This is a genomic window from Pandoraea commovens, from assembly GCF_902459615.1.
GTDB classification, from domain to species: Bacteria; Pseudomonadota; Gammaproteobacteria; order Burkholderiales; family Burkholderiaceae; genus Pandoraea; species Pandoraea commovens.
In genome coordinates this window covers 36,450-53,462 of the sequence record NZ_CABPSA010000014.1, presented here as the reverse complement: position 1 = coordinate 53,462, position 17,013 = coordinate 36,450, and the positions used below count along the sequence as shown (strand labels likewise).

Annotated in this window: 13 protein-coding genes; 9 read left to right on the top strand and 4 right to left on the bottom strand. The window is 64.3% G+C overall.

Annotation, left to right across the window (positions count from 1 at the left end; translation table 11 throughout):
- Positions 1–83 precede the first annotated feature (83 nt).
- The 4 genes from PCO31010_RS25480 (at position 84) to PCO31010_RS25465 (ending at position 4,584) form a co-directional block, all read left to right on the top strand.
- Positions 84–1,112: a porin gene (locus PCO31010_RS25480; RefSeq protein WP_150666711.1), complete on the top strand. Its 1,029-nt coding sequence runs from the start codon at positions 84–86 to the stop codon at positions 1,110–1,112.
- Between the two features lie 12 nt (positions 1,113–1,124).
- The gene (locus PCO31010_RS25475) at positions 1,125–2,825 is read left to right on the top strand and encodes an arylsulfatase (protein WP_217426199.1); all 1,701 of its coding nucleotides are present in this window, start codon (positions 1,125–1,127) and stop codon (positions 2,823–2,825) included.
- 71 nt (positions 2,826–2,896) lie between these two features.
- Positions 2,897–4,000, top strand: coding sequence for a formylglycine-generating enzyme family protein (locus PCO31010_RS25470; protein ID WP_373275393.1), 1,104 nt, complete (start codon positions 2,897–2,899; stop codon positions 3,998–4,000).
- Positions 4,001–4,128: 128 nt separating this feature from the next.
- Positions 4,129–4,584: a hypothetical protein gene (locus PCO31010_RS25465; protein WP_217426198.1), complete on the top strand. Its 456-nt coding sequence runs from the start codon at positions 4,129–4,131 to the stop codon at positions 4,582–4,584.
- On the opposite strand, the gene PCO31010_RS25460 is transcribed toward PCO31010_RS25465, so the two are convergent.
- The 4 genes from PCO31010_RS25460 to PCO31010_RS25445 form a co-directional block, all read right to left on the bottom strand.
- Positions 4,581–6,221: a gamma-glutamyltransferase family protein gene (locus PCO31010_RS25460; RefSeq protein ID WP_150666709.1), complete on the bottom strand. Its 1,641-nt coding sequence runs from the start codon at positions 6,219–6,221 to the stop codon at positions 4,581–4,583. The two genes, PCO31010_RS25465 and PCO31010_RS25460, sit on opposite strands and share 4 nt — an antisense overlap.
- Complete coding sequence (locus PCO31010_RS25455; RefSeq protein ID WP_150666708.1) at positions 6,218–8,827, bottom strand: branched-chain amino acid ABC transporter ATP-binding protein/permease; 2,610 nt, start codon at positions 8,825–8,827, stop codon at positions 6,218–6,220. Before PCO31010_RS25455 ends, PCO31010_RS25460 begins: the two co-directional genes overlap by 4 nt.
- Positions 8,824–9,702, bottom strand: coding sequence for a branched-chain amino acid ABC transporter permease (locus PCO31010_RS25450; protein WP_150666707.1), 879 nt, complete (start codon positions 9,700–9,702; stop codon positions 8,824–8,826). The genes PCO31010_RS25455 and PCO31010_RS25450 overlap by 4 nt, the downstream gene beginning before the upstream one ends.
- 94 nt (positions 9,703–9,796) lie before the next feature.
- Complete coding sequence (locus tag PCO31010_RS25445) at positions 9,797–10,948, bottom strand: ABC transporter substrate-binding protein (protein WP_150666744.1); 1,152 nt, start codon at positions 10,946–10,948, stop codon at positions 9,797–9,799.
- A 540-nt stretch (positions 10,949–11,488) separates the two neighbouring features.
- Between PCO31010_RS25445 and PCO31010_RS25440 the strand changes: the two genes are divergently transcribed.
- The 5 genes from PCO31010_RS25440 to PCO31010_RS25420 all read left to right on the top strand — a co-directional run bounded on the left by PCO31010_RS25440 (position 11,489) and on the right by PCO31010_RS25420 (position 17,013).
- A complete protein-coding gene (locus tag PCO31010_RS25440) occupies positions 11,489–12,466 on the top strand; it encodes a polysaccharide deacetylase family protein (protein ID WP_425495032.1) in 978 nt (325 codons plus the stop codon).
- A gap of 7 nt (positions 12,467–12,473) precedes the next feature.
- On the top strand, positions 12,474–13,472 hold the full coding sequence (locus PCO31010_RS25435; protein WP_246184775.1) for a GntR family transcriptional regulator: 999 nt from the start codon (positions 12,474–12,476) through the stop codon (positions 13,470–13,472).
- A 9-nt stretch (positions 13,473–13,481) separates the two neighbouring features.
- A complete protein-coding gene (locus PCO31010_RS25430) occupies positions 13,482–14,117 on the top strand; it encodes a flavin reductase family protein (RefSeq protein ID WP_150666706.1) in 636 nt (211 codons plus the stop codon).
- A gap of 204 nt (positions 14,118–14,321) precedes the next feature.
- Positions 14,322–15,755 (top strand): MFS transporter, encoded by a 1,434-nt coding sequence (locus tag PCO31010_RS25425; protein ID WP_150666705.1) that lies wholly within the window; start codon positions 14,322–14,324, stop codon positions 15,753–15,755.
- A gap of 58 nt (positions 15,756–15,813) precedes the next feature.
- A complete protein-coding gene (locus tag PCO31010_RS25420) occupies positions 15,814–17,013 on the top strand; it encodes a CaiB/BaiF CoA transferase family protein (RefSeq protein ID WP_150666704.1) in 1,200 nt (399 codons plus the stop codon).

Here is a 17,013-nt window from a genome sequence, read left to right as displayed (position 1 = left end):
GGACGTCACGGCGTCACCGGGCCACTGCGCCTGCAACGCTCCGCCATGACTCGTGGCGCGTCGTCCGGCGCACAGGAGGAGACATGTACAAGAAGGCCTGCACCGCACTCGCGTTAGCGCAGTGTGCGGGAGCATCCTGGGCGCAAACCGGCCCGACTTTGTCCGGCTTCGTCGACAGCTACGTCGAGTCGATCCGGGCGCAAAACACCACGACGCAACGGCTTCAGAGCGGCGGACTTCAGACGTCGCGCTTCGTCTTTCGCGACGTCGAAAAGATCACCGACACCCTCGAAGCGCAGGCCGTTCTGGAATGGCGCTTGCGCGTGAACAACGGCACGACGCCCGTGCCACCCGCGCGCGATGCCTACGTCGCCCTCAAAGGCGAGTTCGGTCGATTCCTGCTCGGCCGCATGCGAGTGACGTCTGCCACCACTTACGGACGCATCGATCCCACGTACACCGGCAACTACAGCGTCATCACTAACGTCATCGCTTCCTACGAGCGCTGGCTGGAGAACAACACCGTCAAGTACGAGTCGCCGAAGTGGCAGGGCTTTCAGGTGATCTCGTCGCTGTCGCTCGGCAAGCAAGGGGAGAACCTCCAGCCGGGCGAGCGCCCCAAGAGCGGGCAGGGGACGAGTACGGGCCTGCGCTATTCGACCGGCCCGTGGTTCGCGTCCGTCGTCTACGACAACTTCAACAACGCGCGTCCCGGTGAAGGCATGCAGGACGTCTGGCTCGTCGGTGAATACTGGATTCGGGGGCAATACAAGATCACTGCGGCACTGCATCGCTATTCCGGCGTGTACACGTCCGGCAAGCCATCGCAGCAAGGCTTCGACTGGCAGATCGGCGGCCGCTACTCGATCACCCCTGCAAACGAGCTGGTCGTCTCGCTCGTCAATCGCAACGAAGCCGGTAGTTCGAACGGCGACGCGACAGGCCTGTACGTCGGCATCGAACACAGCCTGTCCAAACGCACGCGCCTCTATGCGAGTTACGCGCGCATTAACAACCGGGGCAATAGCCGTTACGCGCTGGCGTTCGACATGGTCCCGATGCCCGGCGAGAACACCAGCGCTGTGGCGTTGGGTATCAGTCATGCGTTCTGACAGGAGCCGCTCATGAACCATCGACGAACACACCTGCGCGCGCAGATGCGACGCAAGCTCACTACGTGCCTCTGCGCACTGGCGGCACTGGTAGCCAGTGCATCCGCACCCGTGGCAGCGGCCCCGTCCGAGAAGCCGAACATCCTCGTGATTCTTGCGGACGACCTCGGCTACTCGGACATCGGCGCGTTCGGCAGCGAGATTCGCACGCCGAATCTCGACGCGCTGATCGCGTCCGGACGCATCCTCACGAACTTCCACGTCGCGCCGAGTTGCTCGCCCACCCGCGCGATGTTGCTCTCCGGGGCCGATCACCATCAGTCGGGTCTGGGCACGATGGCCGAGACGCTGCAGATCTATCAGGTCGGGCATCCCGGATACGAGGGATATCTCAACGAACGCTCGTTCTCGATTGCGAGTCTGCTGCGCGATGGCGGCTATCACACCTACATGGTCGGCAAGTGGCACCTCGGTCTCACGCCGGGGCAAAGCCCGCAGGCGCGCGGTTTCGAATCGTCGTTCGTGTTGCTTCAAGGGGGCGCGGCGCACTTCGCTCCGGCCCCGGGTGCAGTCACCTCTGCCGACCGGGCGTCGTATCGCGAGAACGGCAAGATGGTGACGCTGCCGCCAAACTTCTATTCGAGCGTGGGCTATACCGACAAACTGATCGGCTACATCGACCGGAATCTCGGCGACGGAAAACCCTTCTTTGCGTACGCGGCCTACACGGCCCCGCATTGGCCCTTGCAGGCACCGGACGACCGCATCGACAACTATCGTGGTCGCTACGACGCCGGTTACGACGCGATTCGTAACGAGCGAATTGCACGCCAAAGGCAGCTGGGATTGCTGCCACCGGATTTCCGTCCGGCCACGTTACTGCCTGCGTCGCCCATGAATCCTCGCTGGGATCAACTCTCGCCGGAGCAAAAGAAGACCGAAGCCCGCAAGATGGAAGTCTATGCGGCGATGGTCGAAACACTGGACGCCAACATCGGCCGCCTCGTCGATCATCTGAAGTCGGTCGGCGCGTACGACAACACGTTCATTTTCTTCGCCTCCGACAACGGCCCGTCAGGCGAGAAGGTCGATATGTTCTACCCGGACGGGCCGAACAACGACAACAGCTATGAAAATCTCGGCCGTCGCCGCTCCAACATAGCTCTCGGCACCCGCTGGGCGGAAGTGAGCGCGACGCCTTTCCGGTTGTTCAAGGGATACCCGTCGGAGGGCGGCGTGAGCGTACCCGCTATCGTACGGATGCCGAAACAATCGAGCGCTCAGGCGACGGCGACACAACTGACAACCGTCCTCGATCTCGCTCCGACCTTCCTCCAGTTGGCCGGGCTGCCGAACCCGGGCGACCGCTATCGCGGCGAATCCGTCAATCCGATGACGGGCACGTCGTTGCTTCCGCTTCTCACCGGAAAGACGCAGCGCCATCTCCCCAACGGCAGTCTGCTCGGCGCCGAGTTCGGCGGGAACCGCTATGTTCGCGACGACCGATGGAAGTTGCTGTCGGTGCACATGAAGCGTGGTCCGCAGCCGGTCGCAGAACCGCCCGACTGGAAGCTATACGACATGACCCGTGACCGTGGCGAGACGACGGACCTCTCAGTCGATCACCCCGACATTGTGGCGCGTCTGAAGCAGGGCTGGGTGGACTACGCCAAACGTGTCGGTGTGGTGCTGGCACCGGGCGCGACCGAATGAGTAAGGGGACGCGTCACGATCACCTCGCATGGGCGCTCGCGATTATCTTGCTGGGCGTATCGATCGGGTGGATGGCGTCGTCGCGACACGCGTCGGCGCTGGTTCAGCGAAGCCAGTCGAACATTCCGCCCGCGCCTCTGACGTTGCCGCTCGTTGGCGACGGCAAGCGCGGTCCCGAGAAGATGGCGTGGATTCCGGGGCAGACGTTCCTCATGGGCACCGACAGCCGTCTTGCGCAGCACAACGAACGCCCTGCATTTGATGTGACGACGAGTGGATTCTGGATGGATGTTCACGACGTCACGAACGCAGAGTTCGCGCGATTTGTCGACGCTACGGGCTACGTCACCACAGCCGAGCGCCCACCGCGCTGGGAAGACTTGCGTGTGCAGCTGCCACCGGGAACGCCTGCGCCCCGGCCGGAAGCTCTCGTGCCCGGTGCGATGGTCTTCGTCGGCACCGAAGCGATGGTGTCACTGCGGGACTATTCGGCGTGGTGGCGATTCGTGCCCGGGGCGAACTGGCGTCATCCGCAAGGGCCGGGCAGCGATCTGACGGGCAAAGAAAATCACCCGGTGGTGCAGGTGTCGTATGACGACGCCTTGGCCTATGCGACATGGGTCGGCAAGCGCTTGCCGACCGAAGCGCAATGGGAGGTGGCGGCACGCGGTGGACTGACACAAGCGGACTACGCATGGGGAGATACGAAACGTCCCGACGGCAAATCCATGGCGAACGTGTGGGACGACAACGCGCGTCCGTTCCCCGTCGTCGACTCGTCGAAGATTCAGATCGGAACGACTCCCGTAGGACAGTTCTCGCCGAACGGCTACGGCCTCTACGACATGGCGGGCAACGTCTGGCAGTGGGTGGCCGATTGGTACCGCGCTGACGAATTCGCGACGCAGGCCAAACGTCGCGGCCGAACCGTCGATCCGTCTGGCCCGACGTCAAGCTTCGATCCCGACGACGGCGCGACACCGGTCGATGCGCCGAAGCGCGTCACGCGCGGTGGCTCGTTCCTGTGCAGCGACACCTATTGCAGCGGTTACCGCACCAGCGCGAGACGCGGCACGGACCCCGCGAATCCGATGTCGCACATTGGCTTCCGGCTGGTCATGACGTCTGCCGATTGGGCGGGTAAAGCCGGACGCAAGGGACCAGACGTCGATTAAACTGCTCGACTTCCGTAGCAGTCCAACCTGACGCACACGAAAGTCCCTGCATGCCTCTGACAACTTTGACACGCGGCTCCCACGGCGGACTGCGAGTTAGCCCCCGATGGCCCGCGCGCTACGTTCGTGTGGATGAGGCTGTTCTGAAAGCCCTTCAGGATATTCAGACGCAACTGCCCGAAGAAATCACGCTGATCCTCACTAGAGGATATGAGGCCCACGCGTCCCAACTCGGCTTCGCGAGGAGGCAGTTCCGCAAGTTCGGCATTGGCGTGTTCCGTCGGCTGTACCCAAATCGCCAACACGAGATCACCGACATTTTCGGCAGCAACGGCCACGACGTCGATGGCACACATGTCGACGTCTCGTTCTGCGTAAACGGACGCCGCATCCGCATGCTGCCGCTTGGCGTCTTCACCCCTTCAAGCTGGCAGCAGCGCCGGGTCCGGCGGCACGCATCATCCCTGAGCTGCATCCTCACTTTGCTAAAGCAATACGGATTTCAGATCCACCGCAATGCAACGGAGAGCTTGCAGATTCATTGCGACTTCCGATGGATGATGACGTCTGTCGATTGGCCCTAAACCGCCAACGCCGCTCCATCGCTGCGAGGGTCATGTGCGCCGGTTGCCACGCCGTCCTCCGCAATCGCGATGACGCCTGCCTGTCCGGCTAGCGGGCTGTGGGCAGGTAAGGGCACCACCGAATGTCCGCGCTCGCTGAGGCTGTCGAATACCGCTTGCCCGGCATCGCGCTCGAGCTTGAGATTGTCCCGGCTGTCGGAGAACGTGCGGCCAAGCAGAAAGCGCGGATGGGATAGTGCTTCTTGCGGGGACATCCCGAAGTCGATCAGTCGGGTCAGCAATGCACTCAGCGTTTGCGGTTGTCCGTCGGCCCCCTGAGTGCCGTACAACAACCGTGCGCGCCCGCCCTTTAGATACATGCCCGGATTGAGCGTGTGGAACGGCCGCTTGCCCGGCATGAGTGCGTTCGGATGCGCGCTTGCGGCGGGACGAAACGCCGCGCCCCGGTTGTGCCAAAGCACGCCGGTATCGCCCGCCATGACACCGCTTCCCCAGTCGAAATAGATCGTTTGCAGAACGCTCACGGCCCGTCCTGCCGCGTCGGTCGCGGCGAAATACACCGTATCGCCCTCACGAAACCGATGGGGCCATTCGAGCGCCGTACGATCTTCGATTCTCGAGGCGGCGGCCCGAAGTTGGTCGTCCGACAGCATCGCCGCGAGGGGAACGTCGACGAACTCCGGATCCGCGACGTATCGGTCGCGATCAAGGAACGCCTGCTTCACGGCTTCGACTAGCCGGTGGTAATACGTCGCGCTGCCATGCTCGCAGTCTTTCAGTCCGACGCGCTCGAGAATGCCCATGATCTGGAGCGTCGTGACGCCCTGTGTGGGCGGCGGCATCGTCGCGAGCACGCCGTCTGCATACGGCATCGTCAGCGCAGGCGACACATGCACACGTGTGGCGGCAAGATCCTCGCGCGTGAGTGGAGCGCCTGCCGCCTGCAAGCCGTGCGCCATGCGGGTTGCCAGCTCGCCCTCATAGAATTCGCGCGGTCCGCCATCTGCCAGCTGACGCAGTGTCGCCGCCAATGCCGGTTGACGAAATGTCTCGCCTGCCGCCGGGGCGCGACCGCCGGACAGAAATGCTTGTGCGAAGCCGCGCCACGTTGACGCATCGTGCATCTCGTCGGCGCGATACGTGTACCAGAAATCCTGAGAACGACTCGTCGGGAATCCCGCGTCGGCAGCCGCGATCGCCGGTGCGAGCAACGATGCCCACGACAATCGACCGCCCCACGTGTCGCGGCTGATGCGGAACGCCGCTTCCCATGCCGCCACCGTCGCCGCCGAGGTCAATGCGGCGCTTGGCCCGCGCAAGGGAATGGCCTCGCCGCCGAGCCATCGTGACGGCAGATCCCGCGCCGCCTGTCCGATGCCGGAGATGGCAAGTGGCGCTGTGCCGCCCTCGGACGTCCCGTCGGCGACAAGCCAGAAACCGTCTCCGCCGAGGCCGGTGAAATGAGGCATCGTCACGCACAGCATCGCGGCAATGGCGATGCCCGCTTCGATGGCGTTGCCGCCCTGTTGCAACACGTCGCGGCCCGCAGCACTCGCCAGCGTGTGCGGGCTGGTCACCAGTCCACGACACCCACTCGCGGCGCGGGGCGACTCGCAAACCGTCATGTCACGCATCATGCTGCCGCCCCTGCGTCATGCTCACCCCCGAGATACGCCGCGGCCAGCCGTGCGTCGCCTGCCAGTTCGCTCGCCGCTGCGCTGACCGTCACACGTCCCTCTTCAAGAACATAGCCACGGTCGGCAATCGACAGCGCCATGGCGGCCATCTGGTCGACGAGCAGCATCGAGAGCGATTCGCGACGCAGCGCATCGAGCGACGCAAACAACGACGCAATCACCTTAGGGGCCAGACCGAGCGAAGGCTCGTCGAGCAACAACACGCGCGGCGACGACATTAGCGCTCGCGCAATCGCCAGCATTTGCTGCTCGCCGCCGGAGAGCAAGCCCGCGCGTTGATGCTGGCGCTCTTGCAGTCGCGGGTAGCGTGCAAACATCTGTGCGATGCGTGCATCGAGCGTCGCTTTGGGCAGACGTCCGCACGGGAAAGCGCCGAGACGCAGGTTGTCGAGGACCGACAACTCCGGGAACACCTGCCGCCCCTCCGGCACGAGCACCACGCCGAGCGCCGCGATCTGCGCGGCGTCCAGACGTGACAGATCGCGTCCATTGAAGGTGATGCCGCCCTTGACCGGACGGTGCAGTCCCGCGAGTGCGCGCATGAGCGTCGACTTGCCCGCGCCGTTGGCACCGAGCAGGGCGACGAGTTCTCCTTCGCGCACCTGAATCGACACGTCGTGCAATACCGGCGCTGCGCCGTAATCCGCCGTCAATTTGCCGACCCCGAGGATTTCCGGGGTCACTGCCTTTTCGCGCGCTGTCGGGGCCGTCGTCGCGCCGGTCGCGTCGGGGACCGAAGCCCCCAGATACGCCTCACGCACCCGCTCGTCACGGCGAATCGCGGCGGGGGAGCCTTGCGCAAGGAAGCGCCCCGCATCAATCACGACGATGCCGTCCGATACGCCCATCACCAGCGACATATCGTGCTCGACGAGTCCCACGGTGACGCCGCTGTCGGCAATGCGACGCAACAGCTTGCCCAACTGCGCCTTGTCCTGCGTCGAGAGCCCGGCCGCAGGTTCATCGAGCAGCAGCACCGACGGGCGCGTTGCCAATGCTCGCGCGATTTCGACCAGACGCCGGTCGACGTGCGCGAGATCCGCCGCCATCAGCTCGACGTCGCCCAGATAGCCACACGCACGCAGCAATGCCAGGGCCTCCCGGCGCGGTGTCTCGCCTCGCATCCGGGCGCCGCCGAGCAGTGCACCGAGACGTCCGGCACTGCGTGCCAGCGTGACGTTATCGAGCACGCTCATGCCACCGAACAATTGCGAGGTCTGATACGTGCGCGCCACGCCGCGACGCGCGCTGTCGCAAGCACCGCGTGCCGCCAGTGCGTGAGCGCCGAGCGCACGCGTGCCGGACAGCGGCCGGTAAAAGCCCGAGAGCATATTGAGGACGGTCGACTTGCCCGCGCCGTTGGGCCCGATCAGGCTCGTCACCCGACCCGCAGGCAACGTGAACGAAAGATCGGCGACGGCCTTGACGCCCCCGAAGGTCATCGTCAGTCCCTGCGCCGTCAGTTCCTTTCGTTGCGATGCCTCAAGCACCGGCAGGGCGAGCATCGACGTTGCCGCGAGGTCCGTGCCGTCCGGCACAACACGTCTGCGCGACATCCACCATTGCCCGAGCACCCCGATGACGCCATTGGGTGCGCCCCACAGCACGACCAGCAGCAACACGCCGAAGCAAAGCAGGCGCATGTTCTCCAGACTCGCCAGAAACTCCGGTAACAAGCCCACGATCGCGGCCCCGACGAGCGGTCCCGCAATCGTGCCCGCCCCGCCGATCATCACGACAAGTACGAAGAGAATCGATTGCAGGAAGGAAAACATGCCCGGTGTCACCATGCCTTGCAACGGCGCAAAGAGTCCGCCCGCAAGTCCCGCGAGCGCGGCGGAAAACGCAAAGGCCACCGCCTTCACAACCAGCGGGTCGACACCGATCGATGCGGCCGCCGTCTCGCTGTCGCGCACCGCGCGCATGGCAGCGCCCCAGGTGCCACGTGAAATGCGAACGTAGACGACGAGTGCGACCGCCAGCACCGCCAGCGCGGCCACGGCCACCACTCGTTCGCTGCCCGCTATGCCGAATGCGCCCGGCGGCATCACGCCCATCAGTCCGTTCTGGCCGCCGGTCAACGTGCGCCACTCCACCGCGCCATGCTCGACGATGAACCCGAACGCAATCGTCACCATCGCGAGTCCGGGCCCGCGCACGCGCAGCGCCGGTAACGCCAGCAGCGCGCCGGTGAATGCCGCGATGACGCCACCTGCCAGCCACGCGGGCCAGAATGGCCAGCCTGCCTGTGTGGTCAGAATCGCCACGGCGTAGGCGCCAATCGCATAGAAGCCGACATGGCCGAACGACACCTGCCCGGTCAAACCCAGCAGAAGGTTCAGGCCCACACCGCAGATAGCCAGTAACGCCACGCCCGCGATCACCACCACGAAATAGCCGTTCACCACACACGCCGCACCGGCCATCGACAGAAGCGCGACAGCGATTGCGCCACCCAATGCCAGATCGTTGCGCGAACGCGGGGGTGTCGCCGTTGCGCGGGCGCTGTCGGTCTTCGACGCGATTTTCAACACGGAATCGCTCATACCTTACGTACCTCCGCACGACCGAACATGCCGTCCGGACGCATTGCCAGCAACACGATAACCAGACCGAACGTGATGATTTGTGTGTAGCCGGATCCGAGCGTCGCCGTGATCATCGCCTCGGCAAGGCCGAACAGCAGACCGGCAATCATTACGCCCCACGCGCTGGACAATCCACCCAGAATCGCGACCGCAAAAGCCTTGAGGCCGAAGACCGTGCCCATGTCCGCCTGCACGTTGAACAGCGGCGCGATGAGTACGCCCGCAATCCCGGCGAGCAGCGTCGAGACAGCGAAGGCCCCGGCGATGGTGCGACGGATCGGAATCCCCATGAGGCGCGCCGCATCCCGGTTCTGCACAACGGCCAGCATGGCGATACCCCAGCGCGAGCGTCGCAAGATGTAATGCAGTACGCCTGCGAGCGCGAGACCGACGACGGGGATCAGCAGTTGCAACGGATACACGCCGAGCCCGGCGTCACCGATCTGCAACGCGCTTTGTGCGAGCGGCGAGGGCAGGCTGCGCGGCTCCGTGCCGAACGTCAGCATGACGAGGTTATCGAGCACGATGCCGAGCGCCACCGTCGCCATGAGCCACGCGCTCGAACCGCGCCGCACGAACGGCTGCACCGCAAGCCGCTCGACCACCAGACCGTAGACGGCGCACAGCGCGAGCGCGATGGCGACGGCGAGCGGCATCGGCCAGCCGAGCGTTTGCGAGAACGTGTACGCCAGTACGGCGCCCAGCATCATCGAGCTGCCCTGCGCGAAATTGACCGTCGCGCTGACGGCGAAAGTCAGATGAAAGCCTAGCGCCATGAGGCCGTACATACTGCCGAGCCCCAGGCCGGCGACGAGCGCCGAGATCCATTGCATGAGATGTCCTCCGGGACGCTGCCTCGGCAGCGCCCGTTCGTTGACGCCGTCGTGTCACCGACAACGCGCGCATTACGTAAGCATTAGGCAAGCATTACTTCGCCGCGACCTTCGCCCCTGCGGCGGCCACCGGCACGATGCGGTTGTCGATGAATTGCGCCCACACGTAGTCTTGTGCCGAGAGCGCGTCGTGCTGCTGCTCGCTGAACGGCTTCACGTAGGTCTTGATGAGGCCCTCGTAGCGGTCGATCTTGTAGAAGCCTGTGCGGATCGCATCCCCGTTGGTCGAGCCGGCGCGGTCGATGGCGAGCGCCGTGAGACGCATCGCGTCGTAGGCATTGGCAACGCCCACCGCAGGCGTGATGTCGTCCGGCCCCTTGATGTCGGGGTACTTCGCCTTGAGCGCAGCTATCACCCGCGCGCTCACCGGCGACGTCGCACCGAAGAAGCTGTACGTCTGCACGAAGTGCACGGTTTTGGCGTTGGGACCCGCGAGTTCGGTGAAGCGTCCGCCTGCCGGACCCCAGTGAGAGACGATAGGCACCTTCCACCCCATACGGTCGAGCGACTTCACGACTTGCGCCGACGGTCCGACGTTGCCGACCATGAGCAGTGTGTCCGCCCCGGCAGCCTTCAGGCGTCCCAATTGCGGTGTGACGTCCACGTCGTTGGCTTCGAACTTTTCGACCGCCGCAGGCTTCATGCCTTTTGCCGAGAGCGCTGCGACGATGCCTTTTTCGTTCGATTCACCCCACGGGTTGTTCACGAGAATGAGGCCGAGCTTCTTCGCACCGAAGGTCTGCTGAGCGTAGTTCACCATCGCGCCGTCGACGATCTCGTCAACCGCCGAGACGCGGAACACGTAGTTCGGATTCGCACCGTTGTGGGTAATCGGCGTGCCAGCCGCCCACGGTCCCATGAACGGCACCTTTTCCTGATTGGCGATCGGGACGATGGCCATCGAGACCGGTGTATCCAGCCCGCCGAAGAGCACGGCCACCTTGTCCTTATAAATGAGTTCGCGCGCGGCGAGCACGCCCTTGGCCGGGTTGCCCTCGTCGTCGCGACGCACCAGTTCGAGCTTGCGGCCGCCGAGCACGCCGCCGCTCGCGTTGATCTCGTCGATGGCGATGGTCATGCCGCGGGTCAACGCGTCACCCGCTCGCGCCGACTGGCCGGAGAGCGCAGTGATGAGACCGATCTTGATCGTTTCCGCTGCGTAACCCGAAACGCTGGCAAACGTCATACCCGCTGCCGCCAGGGCGAGCGCGCCGGTGCGAAGCCAACGGCGGCGGGTAGGGGCGGCGAGCGGTGCCGGGTCGCCGGTGAGGGTGGAGCAGGGGGTGTGGCGACGTGCAGAGGCAGACATGAGCAATCTCCGTAAGAACACATAAGGCATATCTGAAGCGATTCGAAGACGAGGAGCGCTCTGGCATCGGGCACCCCTCACTACGTTTTCGCCGTACGCAAGAGGCGTGCCACCACGTCGACATTTCATGGCAATCGCCTTGCACGATATGCGCGGCAATGTGTTGACGATCTGGCATTGAAATTGCGAACGATTCTGTGTGGTGTTCGTTGACGACGCGTTTTGCGCCAACTCGGAACGCGCGCGCACTGCGGCAGTGCGCGGATGTTTCAAGACGGCTCATGACGCGGATGCATGTCCGGCTGTGTAGTTGCCCGACGCCGGGCAAGCGATTCGAACAACGAACGATTCGACGATGAATGAACGGCCTCACTCGCTGAGCCTGCTGCGATGCCGTACCGTAATGACGACATACCGATGACTTCTGCTCTGACGCTTCCGGAACGCGACGTTCTGGCGAACGACGACATGCGCTTCGGCGCATTGCGTTCTCACGACCGCTTCGACTATCTGCCGATCACGGCGCGCGATACGTATCGATGGCCGAATGGCGCGCGCCTGGCCGTCTATCTGGGTTTCAATCTGGAGCACTTCGCTTTCGGGGAAGGGATGGGCGCGAATCTCGGCCCCGTTTCGCCGCAGCCGGACGTGCTCAATTTCAGCTGGCGCGAATACGGCAATCGGGTCGGGGCATGGCGTTGTCTGGACTTGTTCGACGATCTGTCGATGCCCGCAGGTGTCGTGCTCAACACATCGCTGCTCGATCATTGCCCGGCGCTCGTGCACGCCTGCGTCGCTCGTGGCGACGAGCTGATCGGACACGGCCACACGAATGCGCATCGTCAGAGCGACTTCGAGCCCGCGCACGAGCACGATCTGCTCATGCACTGCCGGTCGCGTCTGGCGCAGGCGACGGGGTGCGCTCCCACGGGATGGCTCTCGCCTTGGATCTCGGAGACGCATCACACGCCGGATCTGCTCGCCCGCACCGGCTACCGCTATACGCTGAACTGGTGCCACGACGACCGGCCGGTGCGCATGCGAACCGCCCATGGAGCGCTCTGGTCGGTGCCATACCCTCAGGAGGTCAACGACATTCCGATGATCGTTGGCCGTCAGATGGACGGTGTGGCGTTCGCCGACATGATTGCCGATAACTTCGACGAGATGTACGCGCAGGCCGAACACCCGACCCGCGCTCAGCCGCTGGTCATGGGGATCGCGTTGCATCCGTATCTCGTGGGGCAGCCCTACCGGTTGCGGCACTTGCGCCGCGTGCTCACACCGATCGTGCAAGCCGCGCAGCGCGGCGAGATTTGGCTCACGCGCCCGGGCGATATCGCCGCACACGTCGCCTCGGTCAGTCTCACGCGGCCCGATGCCGTGATGGGCTGAGGACATCATGACGCTCAAGCCCTACTGTCCCGATTGCCCGGACTGCACCGATTATTCGACGTCGACCCTATTGCCTTCAGCTGCTATGCCCGCCAACAAGCCTGCGCCGCGAGCGCGCCGTCATCCCGCCAGTGCTGCCCCAGACGCCACAGCGACCGGACTCGCCGGTTCCCGCCCGCTCTCGCTCCACTCGCTGCACTCCCCCCCGTCCGACGACACGCTTGAGCAGAGCGCCGAGACGCGCGTCGAGACGCACATCTACCGGACCATCGTCGACGGCGTGCTGGCGCACCGTCTGACACCCGGCACCAAGCTCCCCGAGCCCGAGCTTTGTCAGCTCTTCGACGTGGGCCGGGCGGTCGTACGCCGAGTGCTCGAACGTCTGGCGCATGACGGGATCGTCACGCTGCGTCCCAACAAGGGCGCCGTGATCGCCGAGCCGACGCCGGAAGAAACGCGCGAGATCTTCGAAGCGCGACGTGCGCTGGAGCGCGCGCTCGTCGAGCTGGCGGTGGCAAGGGTGACCGATGAGGATCTGGCCATGCTGCGTCGGCAACTCGATGCCGAGCATGCGGCCATGCACCGCTTCGATCAGCCGTCCTGGGCGCGGCTGGCGAGTGACTTCCACCTACGCGTGGCGGCGCTTGCAGGCAATGCCGTGCTCTTGCGCTATCTCGGTGAATTGATCTCGCGCTGCTCGCTCATCGTGGGGTTGTACGAGCCACCGGGCTACGCGCCGTGCGAGCACGACGAACACACCGCCATCGTGGCGTGCATCGAGCGACGGGACGCCGCAGGTGCCATCGACCGTATGCAATCGCATCTGGAGGAACTGGAGCGACGCATCGAGACGACCCGGATGCGTGGGCAGAAGAGTCTCGCCTCGCTGCTCGGCTTGCCGGAGACCGGCGCTGCGCAGCGCGACACCGCCACATCGTCTGCCCAATCCACCAAAGCCACCAAAGCCACCAAATCGACCAAATCCACCATTCGCCAGCGCACCTGAGGCCATCGCATGGAAATCGACTTCCGGGAAATTACGGCCTATCAACGCTACAAGTTGATGGCCAGCCTGATCGTGCCGCGTCCCATTGCACTCGTCACGACGGTCAACGAAGACGGCGTCGTCAATGCCGCGCCGTTTTCGATGTTCAACATGCTCGGCGAAGAGCCGCCGATCGTCATGCTCTCGATCAACCGGCGCGACGACGATTCGCTCAAGGACACGGCGGTGAATATTCTGCGCACGCGCGAATATGTCGTGCACCTGACGGACGAGGCGATGGCCGCACGCATGCATGCGTGCGGCGAGCGTCTGCCGCCGACGCAAAGCGAGCTCGTGCATGCAGGGCTCACCCCCGTGGCGAGTAGTCTCGTGGCCCCGCCGCGCATCGCCGAAGCCCCGGTCGCGTTCGAATGCACGCTGTGGGAGACGCTAGAGACACCGAGCCGCCACATCTTCATCGGACGCGTCGAACGCATGCACGCGCGCGACGAACTGATCGACACGCAGGCGTGGCGCGTGCGTCTGCAAAACTACTTCCCTGTCGGACGCTTCGGTGCGAGCTTTTACGTCGATACGCGCAATCGCTTCTCGCTGGAATGCCACGACGGTCAGCCGACGGCCACCACAGCGGTGGACGAGATGTGACGGCGTGGCGGCCATCGGCCAGGTCTACAGATCCAACCTTGCGACGGGCATAAGCGCCCGAATTGCCCTCTCTATGTCCGCGTAAACCCCGATACCCGCCCCTTGGGTGGAGGCATACCCTTCGACTTCTCATAAAACAGAACGTCATTCTGTCTGACAGAACTTGGCAGAATGACCTGCAATGCAATCCAAAGGAGGATTGAGATGTCGAGTTTGCCTGTCGGCGCGGCACACGCGTCGCCCGCCGCCCATGCAGGGCCGTCCGACGCGAGTCGGCAGATCAATGCGCGCATCGACCGTTTGCCCGCCACGCGCTCCGTCTGGATGCTGATCCTGCTGCTCGCGCTGGGCGGCTGGTTCGAGTTCTACGATCTCTTCTTCACCGCTTACGTGGGCCCCGGCCTCGTCAAGAGCGGGTTGTACTCGACGACGACGGCATCGTTCTTCGGTGTGTCGGGTCTCGGCGCGTTTGTGGCGGCGTCCTTCGCAGGGCTGTTCATCGGCACGTTCTTTCTGACGGGGCTCGCCGACCGTTACGGCCGTCGCACGATCTTCACTGTCTCCTTGCTCTGGTATTCCATCGCCACGCTCATCATGGCGTTTCAGACGACTGCGCCGATGATCAACCTGTGGCGTCTGATTGCCGGGATCGGCGTCGGCGTCGAGCTGGTGACCATCGATACGTACGTGAGCGAACTCGCGCCGAAGCATCTGCGCGGCCGTGCCTTCGCCTTCATGCACCTGATTCAGTACCTCGCGGTGCCCGCGGTGGCGTTGCTGTCGTGGTGGCTGGTGCCGCAACAAGTCTTCGGAATGGACGGCTGGCGCACGGTGGTCATCATCGGTTCGCTGGGCGCGCTGATCGTCTGGGCGATCCGTCGCCGCGTGCCGGAAAGCCCGCGCTGGCTCGCGCAGCAAGGCCGCGCCGCCGAGGCCGAAGCGATCCTCTCGGTGCTGGAAGCGCGTGTGCAACGCGAGTCCGGCCGTCCGTTGCCGCCGCCGGTGCTGAGCGTCGAACCTGCTGCGACCAAGGCGAAGTTCCGCGAAATCTGGCAAAAGCCGTATCGCCGTCGTGCCATCACGTTGCTGGTCTTCAACCTGTTTCAGGCTATCGGGTTCTACGGCTTCGCGTCGTGGGTGCCCACGCTGCTCGTGTCCAAGGGCATCACGATCACACACAGCCTGATGTACTCGTTCGTCATTGCGATCTCGAACCCGTTCGGTCCGCTCATCGGCATGGCGATTGCCGATCGTATCGAGAGAAAGACGCTGGTCGTGCTCTCGGCGCTGGGTATCGCGATCTTCGGTTCGCTGTTCGCGGTGCAGACGTCGCCCGGCATGCTGATGATTCTGGGCGTTGCGATCACGCTGTGCGGCACGCTGCTGTCGGTGGGCTATCACGCCTATCAGACGGAGCTGTTCCCGACGCGCATTCGTGCCCGGGCCGTCGGCTTCGTGTACTCGATGTCGCGCCTGTCGGCCATGTTCTCCGGCTTCATGATCGCCTTTGCTCTGCGCCATTTCGACGTGACCGGCGTGTTTGCGCTGATCACGTTTGCGATGGTCATGGTGATGGCGTCCATCGGCCTGTTCGGGCCGCGTACCAACCAGCGCACGCTGGACGAAATCTCGCATTGATTCGCACCGATCCGATGCATCTCGCTTCAACCGAAACACGCATTTTTGGGAGCCAACGATGGCATTGCCGCTAGCCGGGGTGAAAGTCCTCGATCTCTCCAACGTCCTCGCGGGACCGTTCTGCGCCTATCAACTGGCGCTGATGGGCGCTGACGTGACCAAGGTCGAAAACCCCGAAGGGGGCGATCTGGCCCGTCGACTCGGGGCCGACAAAGCGGCAGCTGCGCGTCAGATGGGCGCGTCCTTCGTGGCGGTGAACGCGGGCAAGCGCTCGCTTACGCTGAACCTGAAAGATCCGCGCGGCAAAGCCATCCTGAAGGCGTTGGTGGCATCGAGCGACGTGCTCGTCGAGAACTTCCGTCCGGGCGTGATGACGCGTCTCGGTCTGGATTTCGACGTGCTGCGCGAAATCAATCCACGTCTTGTCTACTGTGCGATCTCGGGCTTCGGTGCGGACGGCGAGTTGTCGTCGCGTCCTGCCTACGATCAGATCATTCAGGGTATTTCGGGCGTGATGAGCGTGACGGGAGATGCGCAGAGCGCACCGTTGCGCGTCGGCTATCCGGTGTCCGACACCGTCGGCGGTCTGACGGCCGCGTTCGCGATCTGCGCGGCGCTGCTCGATGCGCGCACGACAGGGCAGGGCCGCATGCTTGACGTCTCGATGCTCGAAGCCACGCTTGCGACGATGGGCTGGGTCGTCTCGAACTACTTGAATGCGGGTGTCGCACCGGTGCCGATGGGCAACGAGAACTTCACGGCTGCGCCGTCCGGCACCTTCCGCACCGGTGACGGCCTACTCAACATCGCGGCGAACGAAACGCGTCAGTTCGTGAGTTTGTGCGCATTGATCGGCCGCCCGGATATCGCAGACGATCCTCGCTTCGCGCAACGCGACACGCGCAAGCAGAATCGTCACGCGCTCAAAGCGGAAATCGAAGCGGCACTCGCGCTCGACAGCGCTGCGAACTGGGAGACGAAACTCGTCGCAAGCGGTGTGCCTGCCGGGCGCGTTCTTTCTGTGCCCGACGTCCTTGCGCATCCGCATCTCGCTTCGCGCGAATTCGTGCGCGAACTGGATGTGCCGGGCGAAGCGCAGCCGCAGCGCGTGACGCGCGCGGGCTTCCGTCTCTCCGGCGGCGATGCCGCGCCAGGCGCACCCGCACCATCGCTCGGCGCAGATACGCTGAACCTGCTGAGCGACCTGGGCTATGACACGGCCTCCATCGATCAACTGCGCGCCGACGGCGTGATCTGA